Raw genomic sequence first — 17,705 nt, forward strand, 5'->3', positions numbered from 1 at the left:
GCGGGTGCTAAGCAATCCAAAAGACCGTTTCAGGTCAATGGTGCTCATAAGACGTTCGAAAGAATTCGATTCCCGTTAATGATCGAATGTTGTCCGAATACGCCATATTGCCGGAAATGCCTCAGCTCACGCGACGACGTATGAAGCCTGTGGATATCGATCGTGCGCGTCGTAAATACGACGCAGCCTGTCGCCAGTGTCTTCGGCGGATTGCCGTGTCTACTGCCGCAACCACACCATCGTCGGTCACGCCTGCTTCCTCCATGGCAGCAAGCCCGTTTCGCAGGTGGTGGCACTGACGGTTCGTCAACGTCAGGGACCTGACTGCATGGAGATCGATGGGTCCAGGAAGGGCCTCGCTCTCCGCACCTGCGGCGGCCAACCCGATCTTCGTCCTGATGCACTTGAAGCACACTCCGCAGTTGAATCGACCGTCGCGATTCTCCCAGCACACCCGTAGATGCTTCATCGCCGTCTCGTCCAGGCCTATCTGCCGGAGCTTGCCGAGCCGATTCACCTCCAACTCGTGGTGATCGAACGTGACACTGCTACTCGACCAGAGCGGGTCCAGATCGGGATGGGAACCCCACGGCAGCAGATCCCAGCGACTGTTGGACGACGGAATCATGACGGTGCTCACATGCTGCGACAACGCCAGCCCCACGTGAGCCAGGGCGGCTCCGTGAAGGTCGTATCCCCAATCGAGCGGCAATCGGTCTCCGAACGCCGACCTCAACGTGGTCTTGACCTCGATCAGCGGCTTGCCGAGCTCCGCGGCCGCGTCTCGGGCACTGGCCAGTGCCCGAGACGCCAAATCCTCGTTCCCGGCGGAGATGTCGAAACCGTGAACGAATATCAAATGGGTGATGCGATCGGATTGGGTGATTGCCGAATAGAAGCTGTCCACGCCTCCACTGAAGAAGCAACCCACCCCTCGGCCGTCGGACAATGCGTCGGAAGGGTCAGCCGATACCGATATCCCATGAAACCGTCTGGGATACCAGTCGAGAAACACTCTCTGCGCCTCGGGAGCGCCTCGAAGTGCCATCGAATCCACCGGACTGTCGAAAGCGATACTCCAGTTCTTTCGCATTCCCGCTACCAGCATCGGAGGAAGCCACGGAGTCGCCGAATGGTCCAACTCGTAATTCGACGCGGTGGTCACCACAGCCTCTTTGCCGAAAGGCGTCACTATCCGGGCCGCAATTCGATGAGCCTCGGTGTCCTCGACATGCACGGTCATCTGGCTGGTCACCGTATGAAGTGTGACACATGCGCCGGCGACGTAACGCCGCTCCGAGCTCTGTATTGCCTTGATTCACAACGAAAGCCGCCACTCGAGGTGAGTGGCGGCTTTCGTTTCGGGTGGAGCTGAGGGGAATCGAACCCCTGACCTTCTCGATGCGAACGAGACGCGCTACCAACTGCGCCACAGCCCCGTTTGCCGTCGTCTCGACCGGCTGGGCAACTCTAGCAAAGCCCCTCGGGACCGCTGTTACGCGCCCTGTGCCCGACGGAAATCGCCGTCATCGTCGCGGCGTGCCTGGAACGGCTCCTCGTAATGATCGAGATGCTCGAACTCCGGGTCCTCGTCGTCGATCTCGAGCACCACGGCTCCGGGTCGACGCAGACGCTGCGGCACGAGTTCGAGCTCTTCGTCGGTCTCCGATTCCACACCGAGGCGCGAGCGACCCATGCGTGTGAGTCGTCGTCGACGAATCTCTTCTTCGATCTGCACCTGCCTGCGCAGGTAGTACAGGTATCCAACGAGGACCGCGACGGACAGTCCGCACAGCCACCACACCGTCGGGGAGATGATGAACGCCAGTGCCGCGGTCGTGATGGCGGCGAACACCAGGCCGAGAACCGCGCGCTGACGGAAGGCGTATCGGGCGGCCCGGGCGATGGCGTCGGCCTCGGGATCGAATCCGCCGCGGCCGCGTCGGCGAGGCACGAAGTCGTCGTCGACGACTCCCGGCTCGTGTGCGGGAGAACTCGCGCGAGGTGCGTCGTGGACCGGTTCGTCGCGTTCGAGGTCGTTTTCTTCTTCTGCGTGAGTGTCCATGGGGTCCTCCGCGGTACCGGGTAGATCGGGTGAGTCCGAACGAATCGACGCGAATTTCGGGCCGAAGATCTCGCTGGCGGGCGCGGAGACCCGCAGGTCGTCCTCCGGCCGCCAGTCGGGATCACTGCGGTGGCCGGTCGCGGGGCCGCGCTGCTTGCGCTTGGTGCCACCCCGATGCAACACGCGCGTGGCGAGTGCTGCGTCCGTGGTCTGCATGATCTGCGGACGCTTGGTCATCAGCATGGGAAGGAGAACGAAGAGCCAGACGGCCACGAGACCGATCCAGATGATCGAGTTCGGCATCGGCGATGTTCTCCTTCCTCAGGCGACAGCGACAGTCGAGACGCCCTCAGGTTATGTGGAGCAGGTGCGAGAACCCCGCAGACGCGCCGACCCGAATTACACTCCTGTCACTTTGACAACATCTGCAACCGGACACTGTGGAGTGAGCGCTATGCCCACGCAGCCCTGCCCGCGCGGACCAATCGATCGACGACCGATCCCTGCACCTCTCCCGAGGTGATCGCGACGAGTTTGTGGTCGCGCCACTCGCCGTCGACGTCGAGGTACTTGTAGAGCAGGCCCTCTTCGCGGAAACCGACGTTACGCAGCACGGCCTGGCTGGCGAGGTTCTCCGGACGCACCGTTGCCTCGACGCGGTGCAACCCGACCGGTCCGAAACAATGATCGAGCCCGAGCGCCAGCGCCGCGGTGGCGACGCCTTTGCCGTTGACTTCCTTGGACACCCAGTACCCGATCCACGCCGACCGGAGCGCTCCGCGCACGATGTTTCCGGTGGTGATCTGCCCGCAGAATTCGCCGTCGACCTCGATCACCATCGGCAGCATGTGTCCCTTGCGTGCCTCGGACTTCAGGCCCGAGCACAGTGTGGGCCACGAGGAGATGTGGTGGCGGGAATTCCAACTGCCCTCACCGCTCGGCTCCCACGGCTCGAGGTGTGCGCGGTCCTGGGTGCGGATTCGACTCCAGGAGGCTGCGTCGCGCATGCGGACGGGCCGGACGGTCACCGTTCCCCCGGCCACTCGCACTGGACCCAATTTCGCCGGCCAACCCGGATGGCTCGACCACGTTCGCGGCATCAGTCGATCGTATGCGCTGCGCGTGTGAGCGCGTGCGTCAGCCGCGCTGAGCGAGGAACGAAACCTTCACTTCTTCGCCGGTTCGGATCTCGGTGACGTCGGGATCGATGACGACCAGGCAGTTCGCCTCCGCGAGTGTCGCGAGCAGATGAGACGACGAGCCCGGAGCACCGCCGAGAGCCTGAACGAGATATTCGCCGGTGCCCTCGTCGCGCATCAGCTGCCCTCGCAGGAATCCCTTGCGGTCCTCGATCGATGTGATCGGTGCGACGGTCCGCGCGGTGACGGTCCGGCGCAGCGGCTGGCGACGGCCGAGTGCAATGCGAATGAGCGGACGGACCATCACCTCGAACACCACGAGCGCGCTGACGGGGTTGGCAGGCAACAGGAACGTGGGCACCTCGTCGCGTCCGAGCTGGCCGAATCCCTGCACCGAGCCGGGATGCATGGCAACCCGCTCGACTTCCATGTCCCCGAGTTCGCCCAGCGCCTCACGGACGCCATCGGACGCGCCGCCGCCGACCGCGCCCGCGATGACGACGATCTCGGAGCGGATCAACTGGCCTTCGACCACTTCACGCAGTCGCTTGGGGTCGGTGCTCACGATGCCGACGCGGTTCACGTCGGCTCCGGCATCGCGCGCTGCAGCAGCGAGCGCGTAGGAGTTGACGTCGTACACCTGACCGGGCCCGGGGGTCCGATCGGTATCGACCAACTCCCCGCCCACCGAGATGACCGACAACCGCGGACGCGGGTGCACCAGCACCTTGTCGCGTCCGACGGCGGCCAACAAGCCGACCTGCGCGGCACCGATGATCGTTCCCGCACGCACGGCGACGTCGCCGGGTTGGACGTCGTCGCCGATCTTGCGCACGTAGTCGCCCGAGCGCACCGGACGGAACACCTTGACCCGGGCGCGGCCGTTGTCGGTGCGATCCAGCGGCAGGACCGCGTCTGCCAACGTGGGCAGCGGTGCCCCGGTATCGACCCGTACGGCCTGACGCGGCTGCAGCCGGATGGGCTGACGCGAACCCGCGGAGACCTCGCCGACGACGGGCAGCGTCAGGTCGATGCGCTCGTCTTCCTCGTTACGCAGGTCGGTACCTGCGGAGGCGACGTCGACACTGCGCACGGCGTAACCGTCGATCGCGGCTTGGTCGAAGCCGGGAAGGGGACGCTCGGTGACCACTTCCTCGGCGCAGAGCAGACCCTGCGCTTCCGAGATGGCGACCCGAACAGGCCGTGGAGCCACCGCCGCTGCGGTCACTCTGGTCTGTTGATCTTCGACCGAGCGCATCTGGCCCTTCCTCTATGGCATCGACCCGCGATGCTATTCGTACGTCGTCAGTTCCGGTGCCCAGCTGTCGCTCAAGCGTTCGTTCAGCCATTCACGCAGCGCGGGACCGTAGTCGTCACGCTGCAAAGCAAAGTCAACCGCAGCGCGTAGGTATCCCCCGGGATTTCCGAGGTCGTGTCTCGATCCACGATGCACCACCACGTGAACGGGATGGCCCTCCTCGATCAGAAGTGCGATGGCGTCGGTCAGCTGCAATTCGCCGCCGGCACCGGGCTCGATGCGTCGCAACGCGTCGAAGATCGCGCGGTCGAGCAGATAGCGGCCCGCGGCAGCCAAGTTGGACGGTGCCTCTTCCTTCTTGGGCTTTTCGACCATGCCGGTGACTTTGAGGACGTTCGGGTTGACGGCATCGGGCACGATTTCGACGGAGAAGACGCCGTAGGACGAGACCTTGTCGTCGGGAACCTCGATGGCGCACAGCACCGAGCCGCCGCGCTTGGCGCGCACCCGGGCCATGACGTCCAGCACACCGCGCGGCATCACCAGATCGTCGGGCAGCAGCACCGCGACCGAATCCTCGTCGTCGTCGAGTGCTTCCTCGGCACATGCGACGGCGTGACCGAGTCCGAGCGGTTCGTGCTGAATGACCGATTGCACGTCCAGAAGCTTGGGGGCGACGCGTACCTTCTCGAGCATTTCGAGCTTTCCGCTCGCTTCGAGCTTCTTTTCCAGAACGAGGTCCTCGACGAAGTGGGCGACGACGCCGTCCTTGCCGGGAGAGGTGACGATGACCAACCGTTGTGCACCGGAATCGGCCGCTTCTCCGGCGACGAGTTCGATACCGGGAGTGTCGACGACCGGAAGTAGTTCCTTCGGAACGGTTTTCGTGGCCGGCAGGAACCGGGTACCCATGCCTGCGGCGGGGACGATGGCCGTGCGGAAGTGCACAGGCGTGGCGGCGGTCGTCGCTGAAGCGGCTTCTGTCATGGTGCTCACCCTATCCGTGGTTTCTGGAGATTGGCTCGGCGTGTGCCCCGTTCGACCCCCGAGTGCATATCGTTGAACGACAGCACGAGAGGGAGAGTGAACCGTTGTGAGCGTTCCCGAATTTTCGGAGAACACGCCGAAGGATCTGTGGCGGGAGCATGTCCTCGCCGAACGCCGACTGCTCGACGATGCGCAACGCGCGATGGAGTCCTCCGCACTCTGCCATGCCGTCGGCGAATTGGCGGCCGAACACTCGGTCGTGGCGGCGTACGTTCCGATCGGCCGGGAGCCGGGGTCGATCGAGATGCTCGACGCGATGACCGCGGCCGGAGCCACGGTTCTGCTACCGAGTGCACATGAGCCGGGGCCGCTGAAGTGGGCGCGTTACGAGGGCCGCGATGCGTTGGTGCGGGCACCGTACGGGCTGCTCGAGCCGTCGGGTCCACTACTCGAGCCCGACGCCGTCGGGCAATGCTCGGTGGTGCTGCTACCTGCGCTGGCCGTCGATCGACGTGGTGTCCGGCTGGGCCGTGGGGCCGGGTTCTACGACCGGACTCTCGACCTGTGCAGCCCCGAGGCCATGCTGGTCGCCATCGTGCGCGACGCGGAGCTGTTCTCCCGGCTACCGGCCGAACCGCACGACCGCCGCGTGACGCACGCGCTGACTCCCGGCGGCGGGCTCGTACGCTTGGGTACGGAATAACGCTACGATTCGATTCGTTGGCACTCCTGACTGTAGAGTGCTAATGCTCTCCCCAGTTTCGACGAACAGACAAGACACCGGCGGTGTTCGGCCTCGGCCAGCAGAGCGCGAACCTCCTCGGTGACCAGCGCGGAGGAAACACGATGCCCACCTACTCATACGCCTGCACCGAGTGCGACAACCGCTTCGACATCGTCCAGTCCTTCACCGACGACACGTTGACGGTGTGCCCGGCCTGCTCCGGCAAGCTTCGCAAGCTGTTCAACTCGGTCGGCATCGTCTTCAAGGGCAGCGGCTTCTACCGCACCGACAGTCGGGGCAACTCCGGCACCGCCAGCGAAGGCGCGAGCGAGAAGAAGTCCGACGCCGCGGCCACGAAGTCGGAGACCAAGAGCGACTCGAAGCCTGCCGAGAAGAAGTCGTCGGATTCGTCCTCGTCGAGCAGCTCCTCCTCGTCCTCCACCACGAAAGCTGCTGCCAGCCAGTAGTTTTCGGATCCATCCACAGGCCGGCCTGTTATCCACAGGCCGGCCTTTTCGGTCTCTTCAGGCCAGTTGGGACCGCTACCGTTCCGGTCATGGCTGCCCGCAAGAACCGACTGGACTCGACGCTGCTCGACCGCATCGCTCAGCGTCCCGCGTGGGTGGGATCGGTGAAAGTTCGACGCATCGCCGCGGGCATTCTGGTGGCCGTCGCAGTCCTGCTGTTCGTCGACGACGCCGCAGGCGACGATCGCGTCCGCGTCGTCACGGCCGGCCGCGACCTGACGCCGGGAACGATACTGACGCCGGCCGATGTTGCCGTCGCCGAATGGGATTCGGCCACGGTGCCCGACGGCGCAGTGCTCGATTCCGCCGACGTGGACGGACGGACACTGACCGGACCGGTTCGAGCAGGCGAATTGCTCACCGACGTCCGGCTGTTGGGCTCGCGAACAGCCAGCGCGGCGCTGGGGTCCGAGGCACGCGTCGTACCGGTCCATCTCGCCGACGCGGGCGTGACCGACCTACTCAGAGAGGGCGATCGAGTGGACGTCCTGACCGTCGAAACTCAGGAGAATCCCGACGCCCCACCTGCAGCTCGGATACTGGCATCGGGGGCGATGGTGGTGCTCGTCTCCGCCGAGGCCGGTGGGGGTCGGCAACGAGATCGGGTGGTGCTGCTCGCCCTACCGACCGAGGATGCGACGACGGTGGCAGCCGCGTCGCTGGTGAGCGCATTGACGGTGACATTGCATTGAGGCGGGTGCCCGGGCGATTCACGGGGTCCGAAGTCGATCGATCTGGGTTAACGTCTAGCGAGACCGAAACATACCAAGAGATCGGAGAGCGGCTCATGCTGAAGGGATTCAAGGACTTTCTGTTGCGAGGCAACGTGGTCGACCTCGCGGTCGCAGTCGTCGTCGGCGCAGCATTCACTGCGATCGTCACGGCGTTCACCACGAACATCATCAACCCGTTGGTCGCCGCTGTCGGTGGCAGCAACGAACTCGGGTGGGGAATCAAGATCCTCAGTAGTAACGACGCCACGTTCATCAATATCGGCGCGGTCATCACGGCGATCATCAACTTCATCATCATCGCCGCGGTCGTGTACTTCGTGCTGATCCTGCCGGTGAACACCGCGAAGAAGCGCTTCGTCAGCCAGCCGGAGAAGGAACTGAGCGACGTCGACGTGCTGGTGCAGATCCGCGACATCCTCGCAGGGGGAACCGCTGCAGGACAGAAGCTTTCGACGGCGGCCGACACCACCGGCGGCAGCGGCGAAGCAATCGATTCACCCTCCCCCGACCTCGGTAAGCACTCGAAGGACTGACACCGGTCTGCTTCAACGAATGAATGCGCCATTCACGCTGTCAGACGGCGTTGCACTGGACCCCGTGGGTTGGACCGGTTAATGGAAATCCTAGGCTGCGAGGGCCTGGGCTCGGTATTGCACCGGGCTCAGGCCGTCGAGTCGTAGCGAGATGCGGTCGTTGTTGAACCAGTCGATGACACCATCCTCGAACAACGCTACCGCCGCGACCCGCTGATCCTCGGTAAGTGAACTTCGTGCACGCATACAAAACTCCCCGGTAGTCGGAACTGAATTACTCAGTCCAACTTCCGGGGAGCTGTGCACGTGAATGGCGCATTCATTCGTTGTGGGGCGTGCGGCAGGCCGTGAGGGCCCGTCAGGCGATCAGTTGGTGAACGTGGTCAGCGGTAGCTCTTCGAGCGTGATCGAGGTGCCATCCGCCTCGCAGGCGGACTTCACTGCTGCGCCGTTGTCGACGAACGCCTTGCCCAACTCGCTGTCGGGCTCCGACAGTTCGAGCGTATCTGCGGGAACGGCGTCCGCGAACGTCGCCATCACGCTGGCGACGTCACCGGACGCGGTGCCGGACAGTGACTTCACCTTGTCGACGGCCGCCTGCTTGTCCGCAGTCCACTGCTCGATGTTGGCTGCCGACCCCGGGCCCGCCTTCACCAGACCGACGAACGCATTGTGGTCGGCTGCGAAAGAGTTGCACACGTCGGTGTTCTGACCGGTGGCTGCCGAGTCGTCACCACCACTGCAACCGGTGAGCAACCCGAGAGCAACGACGGCTCCGGCGGCGAACACTGTGAAACGGGCTTTCGGGTAAGTCACTGCTTCTGCGCCTCTCTACATGTCGAACTGCGTTCGAGCCGAACATAGTTCAGGCCCGCACGGAGAATCCGTGCGGGCCTGAACCGGAAGAACTAGGAAACCAGAATCAACCGATCGAGATCAGTTGAGGCGAGTTGCCGGGCCGTACGTGGTGATCGAGTCACCCTTTGCGCTGAGCAGGGTGACGTACGGACGAACCGTGACGTTGCCCAGGATGCCCGTAGCGGTGCCGTGGACGCCGGCGAGCTGGATGGAGCCCTGAGCGCCTGCAGCGTCACCCTCGGTCTTGGAGATGTTCGCCTCTTCGTTGAAGGTGGCGATTGCACTCTCGGACTGAACGACGCCGCCGCCGGGAGCGAGATCGATGGTCGCAGTTGCCTGCGGGATCAGCTGAACGCCGACGTCGAGGTTGGACTTGCTCTCTGCAACGCCTGTCAGCGGGACGTCAGCGAGACCCTCGAGAGCGCCCGTGGGGTCGAGCAGGTCGCCCGCAGTCGTCGCGAGCGTTCCGGTGGTCGTGTTCTTCGAGCCGATGCCGAAGTTGGCCGAAGGCGAAGCCCACTCGACCGACACGCCGCCATCGAGGCTCAACGGGTAGCCGATCTGCAGGCCGGCGGTGAGGGTGCCCTCGAAGTCGTCAGCCGTGGGTCCCTGAACGTCGAAGGATGCGCGGCCGTCGTAGAACCACTCACGGGTGAGCGGGTTTCCGTCGAGAGGCGCAACGCCGCTGACGAAGGAGTCCGACAGCGTCAACGTCACGGTGTTGCCATCGGCGTCGACGATGGACTTCGCGCTGTCGACAGCGGCAGAAGCGGTCCCGGTACCGAGCACCAGGCCGACTACCGAAGCGCTGGCAGCAACTGCGACGCTCATGGACTTGAGTCCCCGGCTGCGCCGCGACTTCTGGATCTCCGTCATTTATTCCTCATCATGTTCAGTCCCAGCGCGGTGTCGCACGGGGAAGCTTGTGGCTTTCACCCTCGAACTGAATCGCACGCGTCAGTGTGTGCGAGCCCGAGCCGGATGGAGCCTGAAGGCCACATCCTCGTTTGTTCAGTTCCGAGATGAAGGGCGCGGCACCGGTTGGTCCCACGCCCTGATCCCTTGGAAGCTGAGGGGAACATTAGAGGAGATGCCTGACCGTGACAATCCCTACGATCGACGCTCAAACGTTGCCATCTCGTGATGTGTTTCGTCGGCGTGAACATCTTTCACACCCGTGTTAGCGATAACCTGAGTCACAGCATCTCCCGAGAAGTCGAAACTGTTACAGGTGCCGATCAGGAGTAAAACGACCCTGATATGGGAAGACGCGGCGGGAGTCCTGTCCGGATTGAACGATTGGACCGTTCCACACCCTGCCTGTGGTGTCCGTTTTCGGCGGCTTCGCCCGGCACTACCGCCAGGTAGGTCGCTAACGACAGGTAAACGACTAACTAACAGAGCTGTCATTCCAGCCAGTAAAATGTGTTGTGGATCACATTAAAAGTAATGGGGTGGTCGCTGCTGCTTCAACCAATCGACCGACAAAGAGTCGCCATCGGGCCCGTCGGCCCGGTCGTCTCCCGTGGTCTCCGGCAGCACGTCTCCGAAGATACGAGCGAGCCGGGCCCGTTCTGCTCGGGCCCGGCTCGCTTCGTCGTCCGGTCGATTCTCGATCGGCTCGTCGTTCATCGCAGTGACTACGCGTCCAATCCCGACAGCTCGGCAATGACCTGACTCGCCAGTGGCGTCAATGTCGCCATGCCGTCGCGGATGGCCGCACGGGACGACGCAAGGTTGACCACCAGCGTGCTGCCCGATACTCCGACCAGTCCCCGCGACAGGCCCGCGTCCAACGATCCGGCTGCCAGGCCGGAAGAGCGCAGTGCCTCACTGATTCCCGGTATCTCGCGATCGAGCACCTCGGCCGTCACGTCGGGAGTGACGTCGCGAGGCGAGACACCCGTGCCGCCGACGGACACCACAAGGTCGACACCGCCGATCACCGCAGTGTTCAGCGCATTCCGCACGTCCACTTCGTCGGCCGTCACTGCCACCACACCGTCGACCAAGAAACCGGCCTCGGTCAACAGTTCGGTCACCAGCGGACCCGTCGAATCCTTCTCGTTGCTGTGAGCAGTGCGGTCGTCCACGATGACGACCAACGCGCGGCCGGCCAAAGGTGCGTCGAGTTCCATACCGCTCACCGTAGTAGTAAGGCCCGTACCCGGCTCACGCTGTGCGTAAATAGTTGCAATGGTTCCGTGCCTACCGGCTTCCCTGAGCATCAGCGACCGCCCGGGAACGACGGGATCTGCAGTGACGGGACCTGCGCGGCGGGTGCCGCAGCCGGCTCGGCCGTGCCCAGCGTCACGTCGACGGTCTTCTCGCTGCCACCGTCCGTGTAGGTGATCTTCACCGAATCGCCGGGTGCATGCGAGCGCACTGCGGCGATCAACGCGTCACCGCTGGCGACGATCCGATCGTCTACCTTGATGATGACCGCGCCCTTCGGAATGCCGGCCGCCGCAGCCGGGCCACCCTCGGTGACCTCGACGACGGTTGCGCCGTTGGCATCGTCCTTGGACGGCACCTGCACACCGATCATCGCTTGTGTGGCCTTGCCGGTGGTGGTCAGCTCGTCGGCGATCCGCTTGGCCTGATCGACCGGGATCGCGAATCCGAGACCGATCGAGCCGCTCTGCGCGCCGGAGCCCTCACTACCGCCGAGAGTGGCGATGGCGGTGTTGATGCCGATCAACTGGCCATCGGTGTTGACGAGAGCGCCACCGGAGTTACCGGGGTTGATGGCCGCGTCGGTCTGAATGGCGTCGATCACCGAGTTCTGGTTGCCGGACTCACCGGACGTCGATACCGGGCGGTTGAGCGAGGAAACGATGCCGGTGGTGACGGTACCGGCCAGGCCCAGAGGCGAACCGATGGCGACGACCTGCTGGCCGACCTCGAGGTTGGACGAGCTGCCCAACTCGATCGGTGTCAGATTCGTCTTTCCTTCGGCCTTGATGACGGCCATGTCCGAGACGGAGTCGGCACCGACGATGGTGGCGTCGGCCACCGACCCGTCGGCGAACGCGACGGTCAGTTTGCCGTTGGCCCCGGCGCCGGTGGCGACGTGGTTGTTCGTCAGGATCAGGCCGTCGCTGCTGAGGATGACGCCGGAGCCCTCACCTTCCTGCTGCGAGCCCTTCACCTGAATCTGCACGACACTAGGCAGCACCTTGTTCGCGACGGCCTGAACGGAACCGTCGGGGAAATTGGCGGCCGGCTGAGCGGCGGTGATCGGTGAGTTCAGCGAATTGGTGACACCGGCGTTGTTGCCGTTGGCGTTGTTGGTCGCGATGGCACCGACGGCACCGCCGATTCCGCCGCCCACCAGAACGAGAGCAATTGCTCCGGCCACCAGAGCGGACCGACCCGGGCGAGTTTTCACGGTGCCGGATGCCGAATGAGGCTGCGAGGCAACCTGTTGGGGCTGCGCATGCTGGCCGGGGTTGTGCTGACCCGGGTTGTGCTGACCGGCCTGCGAGTCACCGTGCTGACCGTAGGGTCCGTAGCCGGGCTGGTATTGATTCTGCCCGTAGCCCGCGTACTGCTGCGGATAGCTCTGCTGGGGATGCGCCTGCTGGGGCGGGAACTGCTGCGTGGGATTCTGCTGAGCCGGCTGCTGCTGGGTGGGCTGGTGCTGAGTCGAGGGATCGTGCTCGCCGCCGTGTGAAGCCCGGTCCGCAGGATGATGCTGTGCACCGGCATCCCGTCCGGGCTGTTCTGGTTCGTTACGGTCGTCGCTCATCGCTGTTGCTTCCTTCGATAGAGACCTCGGCTTCGAGGTCGCCCGCCTTCTTGCTACTCACTGTGCAGGGCGGTACTGAGAGCGCGCTGAGACTCGCCTATCAGTTTGCCGAGAGTGTCTCGTGGACCGCGGCACCCTCACCGGGCAACACGATTCGAATGAGCGCTCCACCTCGCTCGGACACCTCGACGGCAATCGTGCCGCCGTGTTTGACGACCACCTGCCGCACGATGGCAAGTCCCAGACCGGATCCGGGCATCGAACGCGATGCCGTCGAGCGATAGAAACGCTCGAAGACGAGTTCGCGGTCTTCCTCCGGAATGCCGGGGCCCGCGTCGTCCACTGTCAGCTCGAGCAGGCCTTCACCGATCTGCCGCATGGCAATTCGGACTTCTCCGCCGCTGGGGCTCCACTTGGCCGCGTTGTCGAGCACATTGAGCACTGCCCTCGACAGGCCCGCCTGATCTCCGTAGACGAACCACGGCATGAGCGTGGCATCGAAGTCGATCTCGTTGCGACGCCTGCGAGCTCGTTCGAGGCTGCGCTCGACGGCATCAGCCAGGTCGACCCGCTCGAACACCGTCTCGGGGGCGTCCTCGCGTGCAAGGTCCACCAGATCACCCACCAGCGTGGACAATTCCTGGATTTGCGCCACCACGTCGGTTCTCAGCTCGGCCATGTCCTCGTCGGGAATGGACGGTGCACCCGGACGCCCGGCCGCGATCAACAGTTCCATGTTGGTGCGCAGCGACGTCAACGGTGTTCGAAGTTCGTGCCCGGCGTCGGCGACCAATCTGCTCTGCCTGCCGCGAGATTCGGCCAAGGCTCGGAGCATCGTGTTGAAACTCTCGGTCAATCGGGCCAATTCGTCGTCGCCGGTCACCGGAATCGGCGTCAGATCGTCGGTACGCGCCACTCGCTCAGCGGCCGCAGTCAATCGTGCGATAGGCCGTAAACCGGTGCGCGCCACGGCCATGCCCGCACCCGCCGCCAGCACGACACCACAGGCTCCCACGATCAGCAGAACCCACGCCAAACGATCCAGCACTTCTCCGGTGGGCAGCAGTCGCTGCGCCACGATCAGGGTGCTGCCGTCCTTGGTACGCAGTGCGAGCACCCGCTGATCGTCGAGAGTGCGCAGCGACGAAGCCTGCTCTCCGCGCACCACAGCAAGTTCCGAATCGCCGACGGGCACCTTGGGCCCGGGCGGGTTGTAGCTGGTCATGTCGGGGTAGATCAACGCCACACTGACATCGGTGCTGTACAGCGTGGCACCGGCCACGAACCGTGGGTCGTAGGACACCAGGTCCGATTCCGCCAATGCCGATGCGCGAGAACGCAACTGCGTGTCCACGTCGCCGTACAGCGCGCGCGAGACCACGGTGTAGGCAGCGATGGCCATGACGGCCACCGCGATCGCCACGACGGACGCAGCCAACAGCGTCACCCGCCACCGTAACGACACCGATCTCGTCAACGGCGTCGGTGGCCGCATCGGTGCCGGCGGAAGTGCGACACCGTCGGCCGTCTTGCGCCCGAACGAACTGCCTATCACGGGGGCGTCTCGCGCAGGACGTATCCGACACCGCGAACGGTATGGATCAGCCGCGACTCCCCTTCGGCCTCGGTCTTGCGCCGCAGATACCCGACGTACACCTCGAGCGCGTTGCCGGAAGTCGGGAAGTCGTAGCCCCAGACCTCTTCGAGAATGCGACTTCTGGTGAGCACTCGGCGCGGATTGGTCATGAGCATCTCGAGCAACGAGAACTCGGTTCTGGTGAGGCTGATCGAACGCTCGCCGCGCGAGACCTCACGGGTGACCGGGTCCAACGACAGGTCCGCGAACGTCATGGTCTCCGAGTCGATGCCGGCTTCCATCGCTGTGCGCCGCAATAATGCCCGCAGCCGAGCCAGGAGCTCCTCGAGCGCGAACGGCTTGGGCAGGTAGTCGTCGGCGCCGGCGTCGAGACCGGCTACGCGCTCGGACACCGAATCACGTGCCGTCAGCACCAGGATCGGCAGGTCGTCGCCCACGCTGCGCAATCGCCGACACACCTCGAGGCCGTCGAGACGCGGCATCATCACATCGAGCACCAACGCATCGGGACGCGCCGCAGCTACCTGTTCCAGGGCATCGAGGCCGTCGACCGCCAGGTCCACGGTGTACCCGTTGAACGTGAGCGACCTGCGCAGCGATTCGCGCACCGCTCGATCGTCGTCGACCACCAGTATCCGCATCGGTACAGTTTGTCCTGGTCGACTGAGACACGGCTGAGAGGGGTGGTCGGTCGGTACGCGCCCCGGCAGTCGAAGCTCACAACGTAGGTAGGTTCCGAGCCTGCGGCAGATTCCATTTACGCCACAGAGCGAGCAATCTCAGGCCGGTCGCCAGTACCGTCCCCGCGACCAACCCGACGTTCTCCGGCAGGGTGAGCGCCTCGGCCACCACGACGGCCGTCGCACCGAGCAGCGCAGGTAGGGCATACAGGTCGCGGTGCAGCAGCAGGGGAACGTCGTTGACGAGGACGTCCCGGATGACGCCACCGGCCACGGCCGTCGTCGTCCCGATCAGCGCTCCCGACAGGGCGCTACCGCCGACACCCAAGGCGATCGTCGCGCCGGTCGACGCGAACAGGCCCATCCCGAACGCGTCGAGCACGAGCACGCCTCGGCGCACCTTGCCCATCTGCCGATGCGCGACGAACACCACCAGCGAGGCGAAGAACCCGACGGTGACGTTCGGCCAGGTATCCAGCGACGTCGGCGGATGGATACCGAGCAGCAGATCGCGAACGATGCCGCCCCCGATGCCCGTCGTGATTCCGACGACGCAAACCCCGAACAGGTCGAGTCGTCGATATACCCCGACCAGTGCACCCGACGCCGCGAAGACTGCGATACCGATGTATCCGAGGAGGTCGAGAAGCACCGAACGAGCATGTCATGCGACTGACAGCTGCTTCACAGCAACATCGAAACGCTGTCACAGCCTCCGGGAGCACGGTTGCGTTGTCAGAGAGCGCCGACGAGTAAGGACGAAGACATGGGTATCGGATTCAAGAAGACGATCGCCACCCTCGCGGTGGCTGGGGCACTGACCCTCGGCGGCGGCGCTATCGCCGACGCAGCACCCGACCGCGCGACGCTGCCCGCAGTGGCCGGAATGACCGAATCGGACGCGGTGCAGGCGTTGTCGGATGCAGGCTTCTCCGACGTCAGCTCCGACTACGACCGTCCCGACGCGACGGTCGTCGGAACCAACTTTCAAGCCGGTGACAAGGTCAGCGAGAACGCCGCCCTCCTACTGATAGTCGGTGCCGGCTAAGTCAGCCGAACCGTCCCGTCGTCGTCGACGCTCCAACCGGGGTTGTGGCAGATTTCCCAGATGACTCCGTTGGGGTCGGCGATGTGGGCGTGATAGCCACCGAACGATGTTCGCTGAGGTGTCTTGATCGATGTCGCGCCCGCCGCGAGAGTGGCCGCGAACATCGCGTCGACGGCTGCTGCGTCGTCGACGTTGTGCGCCAACGTGACCGAGCCGAGATCGTGCTCGCGCGGCGGCCGTCCCAGATCCACGTCGAACGCGGTGGCGTGGTACAGACCGAGCACTGCACCGGGTCCGATCTGGAAGAACAGAATCTCGCCAGGAACGTCCAGCAATGGCGTCCACCCAAGCCCGTCGCAGTAGAACGACCGGGCTGCATCGAGATCCGCAGTGGCCAGAGTGGTGAAATGAACTTGCTGCTGCATCGCCCCATTGTTTCAGGCGATAGTCTCGATCGGGTGCCGTCCGGCACATTCGAAGTTCTCGAACCGAGGTGACCCGAAGTGCCGATCGTCGACAATGCCGTCTACGTCGAGGGAAAGCGAACCGCGAATCCGGAAAGTCTCGACATCACGTTCGAGTGCATGCGTGACCGCCACGGCATGGCGTGGATCGGCCTGTATCGTCCCGAGATCAGCGAAATCAACGCGGTGGCTACGGAATTCGGACTTCACCGACTCGCCGTCGAGGATGCCATCGCGGCACATCAGCGGCCGAAGCTCGAACGCTACGCCGAGCAGTTGTTCGTCGTGCTGCGGCCCGCCCGATACATTGACGAGACCGAAAAGGTCGAATTCGGTGAATTGCACATCTTTCTCGGAGCCGATTTCGTCGTCACGATCCGTCATGCCGAATCACCCGAACTCGGTCTCGTCCGACATCGACTGGAGGAATCTCCCGAGTTGCTCGCGCTCGGGCCCGAGGCCATCCTGTACGGAATCCTCGACCAAGTAGTCGACGAGTACGTCCCGGTGGTGAAGGGACTGCAGACCGACATCGACGAAATCGAGGATCAGCTGTTCACCGGCGATCCCAGCGTATCGAGGCGCATCTACTCACTGCTGCGTGAGGTGTCCGAATTCGACCGTGCGGCAAAACCTCTGGTGGAGATGATCGAATCCCTCAAGCGCGGGTCCGACAAGTATCACGTCGATGTCGAGCTGCAACGAAACCTTCGGGACGTGTTGGACCACGCCATCCGCATCTCCGACCGCATCGAAGCGTTCCGATCCAACCTGCAGAACGCGATGACGGTGCACTCCACCATGGTGGCGCAGCAGCAGAACGAAGAGATGCGGAACATGACACAGGTCAGCCTCGAGCAGAACGAACAGGTCAAACGAATCTCGTCCTGGGGCGCAATCCTGTTCGCGCCGTCGCTCATCGCCGCGATCTACGGCATGAACTTCGAGGACATGCCGGAACTGAAGTGGCACTTGGGTTATCCACTGGCGCTGGTCGCCATGGTGATCTGCTCCAGCGCGCTCTATGTGGTGTTCAAACGTCAGAAGTGGCTGTAGAGCGGCTGCGCCGCACGTGAGTGGAAGTTCGTAGCAGGGGTCGTGTGCTGTCTTGATACATGTGGGACACGGGTGTCTCGATACATGTGAGACACGATTCTAGGCTGCGGGGCGGTGGAGTTGTCCTTGGTAGCGCTTGTCGGTGTCCAGGTGCAAATGGCCGAGGACTTCTCCGCTGGCCGTGTAGGTGGTGATGTGGTTGCCGTCGCGCAGGACGGTCACGCGAGTGTGTGCGTGGGGCCGTCCGACCGAGATCGTGTGGTCGCCGACGGAGATCACGCCGG

At 64.1% G+C, this 17,705-nt stretch carries 20 protein-coding genes, 1 tRNA gene and 1 pseudogene; 6 read left to right on the plus strand and 16 right to left on the minus strand.

Annotated features, from left to right (window positions below; translation table 11 throughout):
* Positions 1-121: 121 nt before the first annotated feature.
* From J1M81_RS15805 to J1M81_RS15830, 6 genes are all read right to left on the minus strand, one after another.
* Complete coding sequence (locus J1M81_RS15805) at positions 122-1,255, minus strand: hypothetical protein (protein ID WP_196249511.1); 1,134 nt, start codon at positions 1,253-1,255, stop codon at positions 122-124.
* 111 nt (positions 1,256-1,366) lie between these two features.
* Positions 1,367-1,439: transfer RNA gene (locus tag J1M81_RS15810), tRNA-Ala, on the minus strand.
* Between the two features lie 56 nt (positions 1,440-1,495).
* Positions 1,496-2,368, minus strand: a complete 873-nt coding sequence (gene glpR, locus J1M81_RS15815) for a gephyrin-like molybdotransferase receptor GlpR (protein WP_032371228.1) — start codon at positions 2,366-2,368, stop codon at positions 1,496-1,498.
* A gap of 149 nt (positions 2,369-2,517) precedes the next feature.
* The gene (locus J1M81_RS15820) at positions 2,518-3,165 is read right to left on the minus strand and encodes a GNAT family N-acetyltransferase (RefSeq protein ID WP_032364078.1); all 648 of its coding nucleotides are present in this window, start codon (positions 3,163-3,165) and stop codon (positions 2,518-2,520) included.
* A gap of 37 nt (positions 3,166-3,202) precedes the next feature.
* Complete coding sequence (glp, locus tag J1M81_RS15825) at positions 3,203-4,462, minus strand: gephyrin-like molybdotransferase Glp (protein ID WP_027496053.1); 1,260 nt, start codon at positions 4,460-4,462, stop codon at positions 3,203-3,205.
* Positions 4,463-4,495: 33 nt separating this feature from the next.
* The gene (locus J1M81_RS15830; protein ID WP_027496052.1) at positions 4,496-5,449 is read right to left on the minus strand and encodes a UTP--glucose-1-phosphate uridylyltransferase; all 954 of its coding nucleotides are present in this window, start codon (positions 5,447-5,449) and stop codon (positions 4,496-4,498) included.
* A 106-nt stretch (positions 5,450-5,555) separates the two neighbouring features.
* On the opposite strand from J1M81_RS15830, the gene J1M81_RS15835 reads away from it, so the two are divergent.
* The 4 genes from J1M81_RS15835 to mscL all read left to right on the plus strand — a co-directional run bounded on the left by J1M81_RS15835 (position 5,556) and on the right by mscL (position 7,967).
* Positions 5,556-6,152, plus strand: coding sequence for a 5-formyltetrahydrofolate cyclo-ligase (locus tag J1M81_RS15835; RefSeq protein ID WP_206498321.1), 597 nt, complete (start codon positions 5,556-5,558; stop codon positions 6,150-6,152).
* A gap of 143 nt (positions 6,153-6,295) precedes the next feature.
* Complete coding sequence (locus J1M81_RS15840) at positions 6,296-6,640, plus strand: FmdB family zinc ribbon protein (RefSeq protein ID WP_027496050.1); 345 nt, start codon at positions 6,296-6,298, stop codon at positions 6,638-6,640.
* Positions 6,641-6,729: 89 nt separating this feature from the next.
* On the plus strand, positions 6,730-7,392 hold the full coding sequence (gene cpaB, locus J1M81_RS15845; protein ID WP_206498322.1) for a Flp pilus assembly protein CpaB: 663 nt from the start codon (positions 6,730-6,732) through the stop codon (positions 7,390-7,392).
* Positions 7,393-7,487: 95 nt separating this feature from the next.
* Positions 7,488-7,967 carry a large conductance mechanosensitive channel protein MscL gene (mscL, locus tag J1M81_RS15850; protein WP_027496048.1) on the plus strand — a complete coding sequence of 160 codons (480 nt, stop codon included), beginning with the start codon at positions 7,488-7,490 and terminating at the stop codon, positions 7,965-7,967.
* A gap of 90 nt (positions 7,968-8,057) precedes the next feature.
* Here the strand turns inward: mscL and J1M81_RS15855 are convergent, their stop codons facing one another.
* The 8 genes from J1M81_RS15855 to J1M81_RS15890 all read right to left on the minus strand — a co-directional run bounded on the left by J1M81_RS15855 (position 8,058) and on the right by J1M81_RS15890 (position 15,505).
* Positions 8,058-8,213, minus strand: coding sequence for an IS3 family transposase (locus J1M81_RS15855; RefSeq protein ID WP_206497673.1), 156 nt, complete (start codon positions 8,211-8,213; stop codon positions 8,058-8,060).
* A gap of 120 nt (positions 8,214-8,333) precedes the next feature.
* Positions 8,334-8,783, minus strand: a complete 450-nt coding sequence (locus tag J1M81_RS15860) for a hypothetical protein (protein ID WP_206498323.1) — start codon at positions 8,781-8,783, stop codon at positions 8,334-8,336.
* A gap of 120 nt (positions 8,784-8,903) precedes the next feature.
* The gene (locus tag J1M81_RS15865; RefSeq protein WP_032373040.1) at positions 8,904-9,701 is read right to left on the minus strand and encodes an MspA family porin; all 798 of its coding nucleotides are present in this window, start codon (positions 9,699-9,701) and stop codon (positions 8,904-8,906) included.
* Positions 9,702-10,465: 764 nt separating this feature from the next.
* Positions 10,466-10,963, minus strand: a complete 498-nt coding sequence (locus J1M81_RS15870; protein ID WP_197077495.1) for a molybdenum cofactor biosynthesis protein B — start codon at positions 10,961-10,963, stop codon at positions 10,466-10,468.
* Between the two features lie 89 nt (positions 10,964-11,052).
* Positions 11,053-12,576, minus strand: coding sequence for a trypsin-like peptidase domain-containing protein (locus J1M81_RS15875; protein ID WP_206498324.1), 1,524 nt, complete (start codon positions 12,574-12,576; stop codon positions 11,053-11,055).
* A gap of 100 nt (positions 12,577-12,676) precedes the next feature.
* Complete coding sequence (locus J1M81_RS15880) at positions 12,677-14,071, minus strand: HAMP domain-containing sensor histidine kinase (RefSeq protein WP_206498333.1); 1,395 nt, start codon at positions 14,069-14,071, stop codon at positions 12,677-12,679.
* A 56-nt stretch (positions 14,072-14,127) separates the two neighbouring features.
* Complete coding sequence (locus J1M81_RS15885) at positions 14,128-14,814, minus strand: response regulator transcription factor (RefSeq protein WP_027496041.1); 687 nt, start codon at positions 14,812-14,814, stop codon at positions 14,128-14,130.
* Between the two features lie 76 nt (positions 14,815-14,890).
* On the minus strand, positions 14,891-15,505 hold the full coding sequence (locus tag J1M81_RS15890; protein WP_032399833.1) for a trimeric intracellular cation channel family protein: 615 nt from the start codon (positions 15,503-15,505) through the stop codon (positions 14,891-14,893).
* A 114-nt stretch (positions 15,506-15,619) separates the two neighbouring features.
* On the opposite strand from J1M81_RS15890, the gene J1M81_RS15895 reads away from it, so the two are divergent.
* Entirely contained in the window at positions 15,620-15,901 is a 282-nt protein-coding gene (locus J1M81_RS15895) for a PASTA domain-containing protein (protein WP_032371235.1), read from the plus strand.
* Here the strand turns inward: J1M81_RS15895 and J1M81_RS15900 are convergent.
* On the minus strand, positions 15,898-16,326 hold the full coding sequence (locus J1M81_RS15900; protein WP_204857156.1) for a VOC family protein: 429 nt from the start codon (positions 16,324-16,326) through the stop codon (positions 15,898-15,900). The two genes, J1M81_RS15895 and J1M81_RS15900, sit on opposite strands and share 4 nt — an antisense overlap.
* A gap of 78 nt (positions 16,327-16,404) precedes the next feature.
* Here J1M81_RS15900 and J1M81_RS15905 point away from each other — a divergent pair, with 78 nt between their 5' ends.
* Positions 16,405-17,421, plus strand: coding sequence for a magnesium and cobalt transport protein CorA (locus J1M81_RS15905; RefSeq protein WP_206498325.1), 1,017 nt, complete (start codon positions 16,405-16,407; stop codon positions 17,419-17,421).
* A 99-nt stretch (positions 17,422-17,520) separates the two neighbouring features.
* Here the strand turns inward: J1M81_RS15905 and J1M81_RS15910 are convergent.
* A pseudogene (locus tag J1M81_RS15910) lies at positions 17,521-17,705 on the minus strand (IS481 family transposase); the annotation flags it as partial.

The organism is Rhodococcus sp. KRD175 (assembly GCF_017168275.1).
GTDB classification, from domain to species: Bacteria; Actinomycetota; Actinomycetes; order Mycobacteriales; family Mycobacteriaceae; genus Rhodococcoides; species Rhodococcoides fascians.